General features: G+C 71.1%; 11 protein-coding genes and 2 pseudogenes. 8 read left to right on the top strand and 5 right to left on the bottom strand.

Features of this window, described 5'->3' with window-relative positions; all coding sequences use genetic code 11:
* Positions 1-249 precede the first annotated feature (249 nt).
* Positions 250-2,034 (top strand): glyoxylate carboligase, encoded by a 1,785-nt coding sequence (gene gcl / locus ACWDUZ_RS26010; RefSeq protein WP_451634225.1) that lies wholly within the window; start codon positions 250-252, stop codon positions 2,032-2,034.
* A gap of 105 nt (positions 2,035-2,139) precedes the next feature.
* Here gcl and ACWDUZ_RS26015 read toward each other — a convergent pair whose 3' ends face one another.
* The 5 genes and pseudogenes from ACWDUZ_RS26015 to ACWDUZ_RS26035 all read right to left on the bottom strand — a co-directional run bounded on the left by ACWDUZ_RS26015 (position 2,140) and on the right by ACWDUZ_RS26035 (position 7,036).
* A complete protein-coding gene (locus ACWDUZ_RS26015; RefSeq protein ID WP_451634226.1) occupies positions 2,140-2,730 on the bottom strand; it encodes a TIGR04222 domain-containing membrane protein in 591 nt (196 codons plus the stop codon).
* Between the two features lie 180 nt (positions 2,731-2,910).
* Positions 2,911-3,147, bottom strand: a complete 237-nt coding sequence (locus ACWDUZ_RS26020; RefSeq protein ID WP_451634227.1) for a hypothetical protein — start codon at positions 3,145-3,147, stop codon at positions 2,911-2,913.
* 448 nt (positions 3,148-3,595) lie between these two features.
* Positions 3,596-5,060 (bottom strand): annotated as a pseudogene (locus ACWDUZ_RS26025) (catalase).
* A 161-nt stretch (positions 5,061-5,221) separates the two neighbouring features.
* Complete coding sequence (locus ACWDUZ_RS26030; protein WP_451634228.1) at positions 5,222-6,136, bottom strand: 2-hydroxy-3-oxopropionate reductase; 915 nt, start codon at positions 6,134-6,136, stop codon at positions 5,222-5,224.
* Between the two features lie 42 nt (positions 6,137-6,178).
* Positions 6,179-7,036, bottom strand: coding sequence for a TIM barrel protein (locus ACWDUZ_RS26035; protein WP_451634229.1), 858 nt, complete (start codon positions 7,034-7,036; stop codon positions 6,179-6,181).
* Positions 7,037-7,205: 169 nt separating this feature from the next.
* Here ACWDUZ_RS26035 and ACWDUZ_RS26040 point away from each other — a divergent pair, with 169 nt between their 5' ends.
* From ACWDUZ_RS26040 to ACWDUZ_RS26070, 7 genes and pseudogenes are all read left to right on the top strand, one after another.
* Positions 7,206-7,457: a hypothetical protein gene (locus ACWDUZ_RS26040; protein ID WP_451634230.1), complete on the top strand. Its 252-nt coding sequence runs from the start codon at positions 7,206-7,208 to the stop codon at positions 7,455-7,457.
* Positions 7,454-7,816, top strand: a complete 363-nt coding sequence (locus tag ACWDUZ_RS26045) for a helix-turn-helix domain-containing protein (protein ID WP_451634231.1) — start codon at positions 7,454-7,456, stop codon at positions 7,814-7,816. The genes ACWDUZ_RS26040 and ACWDUZ_RS26045 overlap by 4 nt, the downstream gene beginning before the upstream one ends.
* Before the next feature lie 190 nt (positions 7,817-8,006).
* Complete coding sequence (gene uraD, locus ACWDUZ_RS26050; RefSeq protein WP_451634232.1) at positions 8,007-8,516, top strand: 2-oxo-4-hydroxy-4-carboxy-5-ureidoimidazoline decarboxylase; 510 nt, start codon at positions 8,007-8,009, stop codon at positions 8,514-8,516.
* A 34-nt stretch (positions 8,517-8,550) separates the two neighbouring features.
* Positions 8,551-8,952 (top strand): hydroxyisourate hydrolase, encoded by a 402-nt coding sequence (gene uraH, locus ACWDUZ_RS26055; RefSeq protein ID WP_451634233.1) that lies wholly within the window; start codon positions 8,551-8,553, stop codon positions 8,950-8,952.
* An 8-nt stretch (positions 8,953-8,960) separates the two neighbouring features.
* The gene (gene pucL, locus ACWDUZ_RS26060) at positions 8,961-9,896 is read left to right on the top strand and encodes a factor-independent urate hydroxylase (protein ID WP_451634234.1); all 936 of its coding nucleotides are present in this window, start codon (positions 8,961-8,963) and stop codon (positions 9,894-9,896) included.
* Between the two features lie 81 nt (positions 9,897-9,977).
* Positions 9,978-10,155, top strand: a pseudogene (locus tag ACWDUZ_RS26065) (purine permease); the annotation flags it as partial.
* Positions 10,156-10,222: 67 nt separating this feature from the next.
* The gene (locus ACWDUZ_RS26070; RefSeq protein ID WP_451634235.1) at positions 10,223-11,608 is read left to right on the top strand and encodes an 8-oxoguanine deaminase; all 1,386 of its coding nucleotides are present in this window, start codon (positions 10,223-10,225) and stop codon (positions 11,606-11,608) included.
* The last annotated feature ends 162 nt before the right edge of the window (positions 11,609-11,770 follow it).

The following is an 11,770-nucleotide window of genomic DNA, read 5'->3' on the forward strand; positions in this document are numbered from 1 at the left end:
CCCGAGGCCGGCCGTCGAGGAAGCCGTCCCATGGTGCTCCGGCCGGCCCCCGGCTGTCCGGCGGTTCGCACTGTGGCGGGCTCCTTCTTGCTCTCTCTTGACGCGTTTCACGCACCCCCCTACATTGCTTCCAGATCGTAGAAACTACTTTCCGCTATACGGAAGTACGGAAGAGCTCACCGCAGGGCGCGACGGGAGTGCGAATCCGGCAGCCGAGACAGCACAAGACAGCCGAAGCAGGAGTACTCGATGGCTCGTATGACCGCTGCCCGAGCGGCAGTTGAGATCCTCAAGCGCGAGGGCGTCACCGACGCGTTCGGTGTGCCGGGCGCGGCGATCAACCCCTTCTACGCGGCGCTCAAGGCCTCCGGCGGCATCACCCACACCCTCGCCCGCCACGTCGAGGGCGCCTCGCACATGGCCGAGGGCTACACCCGTACGCACCCCGGAAACATCGGTGTCTGCATCGGTACCTCCGGCCCGGCCGGCACCGACATGATCACGGGTCTGTACTCGGCCATCGGTGACTCCGTCCCGATCCTGTGCATCACCGGCCAGGCCCCGACCGCCGTGATCCACAAGGAGGACTTCCAGGCGGTCGACATCGCCTCCATCGCCAAGCCGGTGACCAAGATGGCGGTCACCGTCCTGGAGGCCGCGCAGGTCCCCGGCGTCTTCCAGCAGGCCTTCCACCTGATGCGCTCCGGCCGCCCCGGCCCGGTCCTGATCGACCTGCCGATCGACGTCCAGACGACGGAGATCGAGTTCGACCCCGAGACCTACGAGCCGCTGCCCGTCTACCGGCCGGCCGCGACCCGCGTCCAGATCGAGAAGGCCGTCGCCCTGCTCAACGCCTCCGAGCGGCCGCTGATCGTGGCCGGCGGCGGCGTCATCAACGCCGACGCCGCCGACCTTCTCGTGGAGTTCGCCGAGCTGACCGGCACCCCGGTCGTGCCGACCCTGATGGGCTGGGGCGTCCTGCCCGACGACCACGAGCTGAACGCCGGCATGGTGGGCCTGCAGACCTCGCACCGCTACGGCAACGCGACCTTCCTGGAGTCCGACTTCGTCCTCGGCATCGGCAACCGCTGGGCCAACCGCCACACCGGCAGGCTCGACGTCTACACCGCCGGCCGGACGTTCGTCCACGTCGACATCGAACCCACCCAGATCGGCAGGATCTTCGCCCCCGACTACGGCCTCGCCTCCGACGCCGGGGCCGCGCTGGCGCTGTTCGTCGAGGTGGCCAGGGAGCTGAAGGCGGCGGGCCGGCTGCCCGACCGCTCCGCCTGGGCCGCCGCCGCGCAGGAGAGGAAGGCCACCCTTCTGCGCCGTACGCACTTCGACGACATCCCGATCAAGCCGCAGCGTGTCTACGAGGAGATGAACAAGGCCTTCGGCCCCGAGACCCGCTATGTCTCCACCATCGGTCTCTCGCAGATCGCCGGCGCCCAGATGCTGCACGTCTACCGGCCGCGGCACTGGATCAACTGCGGTCAGGCCGGCCCGCTCGGCTGGACCGTCCCGGCCGCCCTGGGCGTCGCCAAGGCCGACCCGGAGTCCCCGGTGGTCGCGCTCTCCGGCGACTACGACTTCCAGTTCATGCTGGAGGAGCTGGCCGTCGGCGCGCAGCACAACATCCCCTACGTCCACGTCCTCGTCAACAACTCCTACCTGGGCCTGATCCGTCAGGCGCAGCGGGCGTTCGACATCGACTTCCAGGTCAAGCTGGAGTTCGAGAACATCAACTCGCCGGAGCTCGGCATCTACGGCGTCGACCACGTCAAGGTCGCCGAGGGCCTGGGCTGCAAGGCGATCCGGGTGACCGACCCGAACGAACTGGGCGCCGCCTTCGAGGAGGCCAAGAAGCTCGCCGCCGAGTTCCGGGTGCCGGTGGTCGTGGAGGCGATCCTGGAGCGGGTCACCAACATCTCCATGTCGGGCACCAACGACATCCGCGACGTCGTCGAGTTCGAGGAGCTCGCCACCGAGCCCGGCCACGCGCCGACGGCGATCAGGACGCTGAAGGCCTGACGCACCGGAACACCGGCAAGGGGTGGGCCGTCCCTCCGACGGCCCACCCCTTGCCGTGTCGCCTCTCGTCGCGCCGCCACCCCGCTTCGACGGTCCGCGGGGCCTTCACACGGCGCCGCAGCCGAAGCCCCCGCCGCTGCCCCAGGACTGCCCGTACTCCCGCTTGCGCTCGGCGGCCTTCGCGCGCCGCCGGGCGAACCCGCCCTCCTGTGCGAAGCGGGGCATGAGCATGGTCAGCGCCCGGTCGCCGTACAGGGCGACGGCGAGCAGCCGGTCCTCGGGCGACAGGCCCGCGCGGCTCGCGGGCAGCGGGTGCCGGGCCCGCAAGGTCCTCAGGAGCCGCCGGCCGGCCCGGGTGCTGCCGGGCAGGAGGACGGGCGCCAGTCCGGCGGCCGCGAGGTCGTACCGCAGATCGACGAGCGCGAGGGCGACGGCCTCCTGGACCAGCAACTCCCGCAGATTCGCGGGACGGTGCAGAAGGCAGGCGTGCACCGCCCGGGTCAGGGCGGGGAGATCAGCCTCCGTGTCGTCGAGCGGTCTCCTGACGCGCAGCGTGCCCCCGCGTCCGGGGCGGACGCTGCCGCTCAGTTGCAGGGTGGTGACGGCGACGGTGAGGGCGGCGCGGCGGCCTCCGCGCAGAAAGGCGATCTCATGCGGCGCCGGCCGGTCCGTCGCGGCGCTGTCGGCATTGTCCATGAGCGAGCCCCCGCCGTAGGACGGGGCCCGCCGCCCCCGTGCCGGCGGGCCCCGTGTGAGGAAATCTGCCCGCACGCGGGGCCGCCCGATACCTTCCGAGCCGGTTTCAGAGGTTGATTTGAGCATGCCGTAGTGGGCCTACGTCCCCTGCCGTACGCGACCGGGACGGGCCGTGCGGACTCAGAGGTCCTCGTGCTCCGACAGGCCCGGCCAGTCGTCGGGGCCGCCGCCCTGCCAGTCGATGAGGTCGCTCTCCTCGACCTCGATACGGTCCAGGTCGGCCAGCCGGAGAATCTCGATGACGTCGTCCAGGTGGGACGCGAGCCCGAGGGTCACGTCGCCCTCGGTGACCCGCCGGGAGCCGTCCAGGGCCGGCGGATGCACCACGATGTGCGGATGCTGCGTGAGGTGGTCCATGCCTTCAGCGTCCTGCGCGGGGGGCCGCTCCGCACCCGGGGGCGGGACGCGTCGCGGTGGCGCGCCGAAGGGCGCCGGACGCGGGGACCGTCCGCGTCCGGCGCCCTCGGCCCGGTGGGGCATGCGGTGGTGACCGTCCGACGGCGCGAGGCTGGGCGCGACAGGACGTTCGCGCCGCCGGACGGAGCCGGGGGAGAGGAGCCTCGCCGCGCGAGGCGGTTCGGCCGGGACCGCGGCGGGTGCGACGGTGCCGTGGACGCCTTCCCTCTGGCCGGGAAGGCGTCCCGGGACCTTCACCACCGCACTGGCTCGCACGCCGCCGCGGTCCCCACCTGACCGCGCGTCGCCGGCCGGCCACCCCTCCTCCGGGTCGGCCGGCGCCCGCGCGGGGCGTACGCGTCCGGGGCCCGACCTCCCCGTCAGGGCGCCGGACGCGGCTCATGGGGGTTCAGTCCTCGCGCAGGGCGCGTACCGCCTCCTCCACCCGCTTGCCGTACTCGGGGGTCGGCGGCGTGGAAGTGCGCGAGGTTCTTCTCGATCACGTCGTTGCGGGAGACCTGGGACAGGCCGCCGGCGATGTTCGCGACGAGCCGCTGCTTCTCCTCCTCGGCCATCAGCCGGTACAGCTCGCCGGCCTGGAAGAAGTCGTCGTCCTTGGTGTGCCGCACGGCCTCGTGGGTGCCCGTGTGGCCGGTGACGGCCAGCGGGGCGGAGAGCGGGCGGCCGGTCTCGACCGGGCCGTCGTAGGAGTTGGGCTCGTAGTTCCTGGCGTGCCTGCCCTGGGGGTTGGACGCCATGAGACCGTCGCGGCCGTAGTTGTTCGCACCGCCGGGCACGGCCTTCGGGGTGTTCACCGCGAGCTGGGTGTGGTTGACGCCCAGACGGTAGCGGTGGGCGTCGGCGTAGGCGAACAGCCGGCCCTGAAGCATCTTGTCCGGCGACGGGCCGATGCCCGGCACGAAGTTGTTCGGGGCGAACGCGGCCTGCTCGACCTCGGCGAACACGTTGTCCGGGTTGCGGTCCAGGACCAGGCGGCCGACCCGCTGGAGCGGGTGGTCCCGGTGCGACCAGATCTTGGTCAGGTCGAACGGGTTGAAGCGGTAGTCCGCCGCCTCGGCCACCGGCATGATCTGGACGTACAGGGTCCAGGACGGGTGGACACCTCGCTCGATGGCCTGGAGCAGGTCGGTCTGGTGCGAGTTCGGGTCCTTGCCGGTGAGCTCCGCGGCCTGCTCGCCGGTGAGGCAGCGGATGCCCTGGTCCGTCTTGAAGTGGTACTTGACGAAGAACGCCTCGCCCTCGCCGTTCGTCCACTGGTAGGTGTGCGAGCCGTAGCCGTTCATGTGGCGGTACGACGCCGGGATGCCGCGGTCGCCCATCAGCCAGGTCACCTGGTGGGTGGCCTCGGGGGAGTGCGCCCAGAAGTCCCAGACGTTGTCCGGCTCGGTGCGACCGGTGAAGGGGTCGCGCTTCTGCGAGTGGATGAAGTCGGGGAATTTGAGGGGGTCCTTGATGAAGAACACCGGGGTGTTGTTGCCGACGAGGTCGTAGTTGCCCTCCTCGGTGTAGAACTTCACCGCGAAGCCGCGCGGGTCGCGCACCGCGTCCGCGCCGCCGAGGGAGTCGGCCACGGTGGAGAAGCGCACGAACACCTCGGTGCGTCTGCCGATCTCGCCGAGGAAGTCGGCGTGGGTGTAGCCCGTGACGTCGTCGGTCACCTCGAAGCGGCCGAAGGCGCCCGAGCCGCGGGCGTGCACCACACGCTCCGGGATGCGCTCGCGGTTGAAGCGTGCCAGCTTCTCCAGCAGGTGCTGGTCCTGGAGGAGGAGCGGGCCGCCGATGCCGGCGGAGGCGGAATTCTGGTTGTCGGCGATCGGGGCGCCGGACTCTGTCGTGAGCACGCGCTGCGACATCGAGGACCTTCCGTACGAGGGGCAGCGGAAACGTGTTTCCGCTTCGCGGAGCCTAGGAGGGGGCGATCGGTGCGTCAACAGTTTGTTGAAGTGGGTTCCGGGCCGCGGCGCCGCCCGGGCGCGACAGAACAGGTGTCGGCGGCGCCACGGCCCGGAGCTCTCTACAGCCGAGCGCCCGAGAGGCGCTCGACCGCCCGCAGCAGGGCCGAGTGGTCCAGCCCGCCGTCGCCCTGGGCGCGCAGCGAGGCGATCAGCTGGGCGACCACCGCGCCGACCGGCAGGGCCGCGCCGACGTTGCGGGCGGCGTCGGTGACGATGCCCATGTCCTTGTGATGCAGGTCGATGCGGAATCCCGGCGTGAAGTCCCGGCCCAGGAAGTTGTCCTTCTTGCGGGTCAGCACGGTCGAGCCGGCCAGGCCGCCGCCCAGGACGTCGAGCGCGGCCGTCAGGTCCACGCCGGACTTCTCCAGGAAGACCACGGCCTCGGCGCACGCCTGGATGTTCACGGCCACGATCAGCTGGTTGGCGGCCTTCACGGTCTGACCCGAGCCGTGCGGGCCGCACAGCACGATGGTCCTGCCCAGGGCCTCGAAAATCGGCTTGGCCTCGTCGAAGTCGGCCTGCTCGCCACCGACCATGATCGACAGTACGGCCTCGACGGCGCCGGCCTCACCACCGGAGACCGGGGCGTCGAGCACGCGGATGCCCTTGTCCTTCGCGGCCTCGGCCAGGTCCACGGAGGTCTGCGGGGTGATCGAGGACATGTCGATCAGCAGGGCGCCGGACCGCGCGTTCTCCAGGATGCCGTCCGAGCCGTAGGCGATGGCCTCGACCTGCGGGGAGGCGGGCACCATCGTGATGACCACGTCGGCGTCCCGGACGGCCTCGGCGATCGAGCCGGCCGCGGTGCCGCCGGCGGCGCTCAGGCGGTCCAGCTTCTCCTGCTCCAGGGTGTGACCGGTGACCTGATAACCCGCCTTGATCAGGTTCTCGGACATCGGGGAGCCCATGATGCCGAGGCCGATCCAGGCGATCGCCGGGCGGGTCGGGCGGGAGGAATCTGCCAGGTTGCTCATGTGAGGGTGCCTCTCTCAGCTGCCGTGCGAAGTCAGGGGTGTTCAGCGCGCCGCGCGCGCTTCGCGCGGCAGCCACTCGAAGGCCTCCGCGCTCGGACGGTCTCCCGGCTTGTACTCCAGGCCCACCCAGCCGTCGTATCCGGCCTTCCGCAGCAGGCCGAGCAGCTCCTCCAGCGGGAGCGAACCCGTCCCGGGGGCGCCGCGGCCGGGGTTGTCGGCGATCTGCACGTGGCCGGTCTTCGCGGCGTACCGCTCGATGACCGACGGCAGGTCCTCGCCGTTCATGGCCAGGTGGTACAGGTCCATCAGGAACTTCGCGTTCCCGAGCCCGGTCGCCTGGTTGACGCAGTCCACGACGCCGAGCGCGGCCGGTGCGCTGACCAGCGGGTACAGCGGCGACTCGGGCTGGTTCAGCGCCTCGATCAGCAGGATCGCGCCGATCCGGTCGGCGGCGCGGGCCGCGAGCGCCAGGTTCTCCAGGGCGAGCGCGTCCTGTTCGGCCGGGTCGACGCCCGCCACGCGGTTGCCGTACAGCGCGTTGAGCGCCGTGCAGCCCAGGGACCGGGCGAAGTCGGCGGCCACGTCGATGTTGGCGCGGAACCGCTCGGACTCCTCGCCGGGGACGGACAGGGCGCCGCGGTCCGGGCCGGGCAGCCGCCCGGCGTAGAAGTTCAGGCCCGTGAGCCGGACGCCGGCGTCCTCGATCGCCTTCTTCACGGCGTCGAGCTCGGAGCGCTCCGGGGTGGGGGTGTCGATCCAAGGCCACCACAGCTCGACCGCGGTGAAGCCGGCCGCGGCGGCGGCCGCGGGGCGCTCCAGGAGCGGGAGTTCGGTGAAGAGGATCGACAGGTTGACGTCGAAGCGCTGGTCTGCGGCTGTGCTCGATTCAAAAGCCGGCATCAGGGCCGCGCTCCCTTCCGTTCTCATATTCCGCATTACGGAAGTTCATTTCTGCTTAACGGAAGAGTGCCGTCGGGTGTCCGGGCTTGTCAAGAGGGGGCCGTGGCCGGCGGTCTCCGGGCCCGGCCGAGGCTGCCCGGAGACCGGCCCTGCGCGTTAGGTTGAGCGCGTGCGATTGAGAGTGGAGTTCACGACCGAACCCTTCGACCTGGACGAGGCGCCCGCGCACGCGGTGGTGGCGCGCGAGGTCGTCGAGGCCGCCGAGCTGGACGCCGTGGACGTCGGCCCGTTCGGCAACACCGCGGAGGGGGGCGCCGACGCCGTGCTGACCGCCGTGGACGCCCTGCTGCGCAAGAGCCTGAAGGCCGGCGCCACCCGGATCTCGCTCCAGGTCAACGTGATCGGGGAGGGCGGGCGGTGACCGGGGAGGAGCCCTTCATCGCGGCCGTGAAACCGCTGGTCGACGCGATCGGCGGCGAGCTGCTCCCACCCGACGAGGCCGGTCCGGACGATGTCGTGCTCGCCTGGGAGGGCACGGACGCCGTCGCCGTGCGCCTGCCGCAGCTCGCCGACTCCCTCGATCACATCCTGGCCGCCATGGAGCGCCGCCGGGGCATGCCGCTCGCGGACCTGGACCGCAGGGCCAAGCAGGAGGTCGTGCGGGTCCTCGAGGCGCGCGGCGCCTTCTCCGTGCGGCACGGCGTGGAGACCGTGGCGAGCGCGCTGGGCGTCAGCCGCTTCACCGTCTACAACTACCTCAACCGGGAGAAAGGGGCCTGAGCGCGAGGTGGGTGGCCGGGCCGTGGGCGGGGGTGTGCGGGCGGCCGAGCGGAGGCATCGAGGCGGGATCACCCTTGGGCAGCCGGGTTTCCCACGGATTTTCAACAAAGTGTTGACGTGTTGTTGCGGAGGGCGTTAGCTATCCGCAGCCCGTTCAGCACACAGGCCGTTCGCGGCCACGGAGGCTCCCGTGACTACGAGTTCCACGCCGTCGGGCCTCGCCCGCTTCAACGCCCTCCCCGTGGACGCGGCGCGCGCCGCGCTTCTCAAGGTGTGTGTCTCCACGGCGTGGGCCGAGCGGCTGCTCGCCGCCCGCCCCTGCGCCGGTCCCGAGGACCTCTACGCCGCCAGTGACGCCGCCATGGCCGAACTGACCACGGCGGATCTGGAGGAGGCGATGGCCGGCCATCCGCCGATCGGCCGCCCCAGGTCCGGGGACCCGACCTCAGCCCGCGAACAGAGCGGCATGGCCGGTGCCTCCGCGGACCTCAAGGCCGAGATGCTCGAACTGAACCTGGCCTACCAGGAGAAGTTCGGCCATGTCTTCCTCATCTGCGCCACCGGCAGGACCGGCGAGCAGATGCGGGACGCGGTCAAGGAGCGGATCGGCAACGCGCCGGGGCAGGAGCGTGAGATCGTCCGCGCCGAGCTGGGCAAGATCAACCGTATCCGGCTCGCCCGACTGCTCGACGACGCCTGAGCCCCACGGCTCGAAGACGCCCGAAGAGGAAACCATGAGCACCGAGACCACCGCCTCCGTGTCCACGCACATCCTGGACACCAGCGTGGGCCGCCCCGCCGAGGGCGTCGCCGTCCACCTCTTCGCCCGCACGGGCCACGACGCGGACTGGCAGGCGCTCGGCGGCTCCGCGACCGACGCGGACGGGCGGTGCAAGGACCTGCCGGCCCTGCCGGAGGGGACCACCCACGTACGGCTCCAGTTCGAGGTCGAGCCGTACTTCGCCAAGAAACAAGCCGCGGCCCAGCAGGACGCCCCCGCGCTACGGGACAGCGAGAACGGCCGGCCGGTGTTCTTCCCCGAGGTCACCATCGCCTTCGCGGTGGTGCCCGGTGAGCACTACCACGTTCCGCTGCTGCTCAACCCGTTCGGCTACTCCGTTTACCGAGGGAGCTGACCGACACCATGACCCGCTTCGTCCTGGGACAGAACCAGTACGGAAAGTCCGAGAACCGCGTTGTCAAGATCACGCGTGACGGCGACACGCACCACATCAAGGACCTGAACGTCTCCGTCGCCCTCTCCGGCGACATGGAGGAGGTCCACCGCAGCGGTTCCAACGCCAACGTCCTGCCGACCGACACCACCAAGAACACGGTGTACGCCTTCGCCAAGGAGTACGGCATCCAGAGCGCCGAGGACTTCGCCGTCAAGCTCGCCCGCCATTTCGTCGACGACAACGAGCCCATCCACCGGGCCCGCATCCGCGTCGAGGAGTACGCCTGGGAGCGGATCGAGACCTCCAAGGGCGGCGCCCGCTTCGTCGGCGCGGACGAGATCGCCCACTCCTTCGTCCGCAAGGGCCAGGAGACCCGCGTCGCGCAGATCACCTACGACGGCCACGGCATCCAGGTGCTCTCCGGCTTCAAGGACCTGACCGTCCTGAACTCGACCAACTCCGAGTTCTGGGGCTTTCTGAAGGACAAGTACACCACCCTCCAGGAGGACCACGACCGGATCCTCGCCACCACCGTCGCCACCTGGTGGCGGCACAACTGGGACGGCGTCGACTCGCACGCCCCGGACTGGGACCGCTCCTACAGCGGAGTGCGCAAGCACGCGCTCCAGGCGTTCGCCGAGACCTACTCGTACTCGCTCCAGCAGACCCTCTTCGAGATGGGGGTGCGGGTACTGAACTCCCGCGACGAGGTCGACGAGATCCGCTTCTCGATGCCCAACAAGCACCACTTCCGCTCGGACCTGTCGCCCTTCGGGATCGACAACGACGCCAAGGACGGCGCGGTCTACTTCGCCGCCGACCGCCCCTACGGCCTGATCGAGGCCACCATCCTGCGGGACGGCGCCGAGCAGCTCATCCCGGTCGACATGACCAACCTCTGACGCGGGACGCGTGTCCCCGGACCCGCACGACCGGGCCGGGGCACGCCACACCGGAGGGAACACCATGGCACAGCCTGCAAAGGGGCCGGCGACAGTCCCCTGTCGGCACCGACCTTCCACGCCGGGTTCCCGGCCTGGGCACAGACCGTCCTCGGGCTCCGGCATCAGCGCCGGCGTACTCGTCGCGGTCCTGCTGAACCTGTTCTTCCACCATCTCGGCACCCGGAGCCGCACGGCCCCGGCACTCAAATCCTCCTAGGGTCCTGCCGTGCCCTCCCCGTGGACCTCCGTCCACGGGCCGTCACCGAAAGACAAGAGGAAGCGCCATGGCATCATCGGCAGCCCAGCGCATCGTCGTCGAGAACTGCGCGATCGCGACCGTGGACGCGGACGGCACCGAGCACGCCTCCGGGCACGTCGTCATCGCCGGCAACCGGATCGAGTCGGTCGGCGCCGGCCGGGCCCCCGAGGGCCTGGAGAACGTCGTACGCCGCATCGACGCGAGCGGCCACCTGGCCACGCCCGGTCTGGTCAACACCCACCACCACTTCTACCAGTGGATCACCCGGGGCCTGGCCACCGACCACAACCTGTTCGACTGGCTGGTGGCGCTGTACCCGACCTGGGCGCGCATCGACGAGCAGATGTGCTATTCGGCGGCGCAGGGGTCTCTCGGCATGATGGCCCGCGGCGGCGTCACCACCGCCGTGGACCACCACTACGTCTACCCGCGCGGCTCCGGAGACCTGTCCGGAGCGATCATCAGGGCCGCCTCCGAGATGGGCGTCCGGTTCACCTTGGCCCGCGGCTCGATGGACCGCAGTGAGAAGGACGGCGGCCTGCCGCCGGACTTCGCCGTCGAGACGCTCCAGGGCGCGCTCGCCGCCACCGAGGAGACCGTCAGGAAGCACCACGACGCCTCCTTCGACGCCATGACCCAGGTGGCCGTGGCCCCCTGCTCCCCGTTCTCCGTCTCCACCGAACTGCTGCGCGAGGGCGCCGAACTGGCCCGCAGGCTCGGCGTACGGCTGCACACCCACGGCTCGGAGACCGTGGAGGAGGAGAAGTTCTGCCACGAGCTGTTCGGGATGGGCCCGACCGACTACTTCGAGTCCACGGGCTGGCTGGGCGAGGACGTGTGGATGGCGCACTGCGTCCACATGACCGACTCCGACATCGAGGCCTTCGCCCGCACGAGGACGGGGGTGGCCCACTGCCCCTCCTCCAACGCCCGGCTCGCGGCGGGCATCGCCCGGGTCCCCGACATGCTGAAGGCCGGCGTACCGGTCGGACTCGGCGTCGACGGCACCGCCTCCAACGAGTCCGGCGAACTCCACACCGAACTGCGCAACGCGCTGCTCATCAACCGCCTGGGCCCGCACCGCGAGGCCGCCCTCACCGCGCGCCAGGCGCTGCGCCTGGGCACCTACGGCGGCGCGCGGGTCCTCGGCCGCGCCGAGCAGATCGGCTCCCTGGAGCCCGGCAAGCTCGCCGACCTGGTGCTGTGGAAGCTGGACACCCTCGCCCACGCCTCGATCGCCGACCCGGTGACCGCACTGGTCCTCGGCGCGGCCGCCCCGGTCACCGCCTCCTTCGTGAACGGCCGGCAGATCGTCGAGGACAACCGCCTGCTCACCGTGGACGAGGACGCGATCGCCCGCTCCACCCGCGCGGAGGCGCGGCGGCTCGCGCGGCTCGCGGCGGAGGGCTGAGCAGCCGAAGAGCTCCGGCCGGGAGGGACGGCTCCCGGCCGGTGGCCGTGGACCCGAGCGGGGTCCACCGGCGCCCGTTCCGGGGGGGGCGGGGGGGGGGGGCCCCGCCCGGTGGGCGGTGGGCCCCCCCGGGGGGCCCGCCCCCGTCCCCCCGCCAGAAAA

The organism is Streptomyces sp. NPDC003393, from assembly GCF_053589015.1.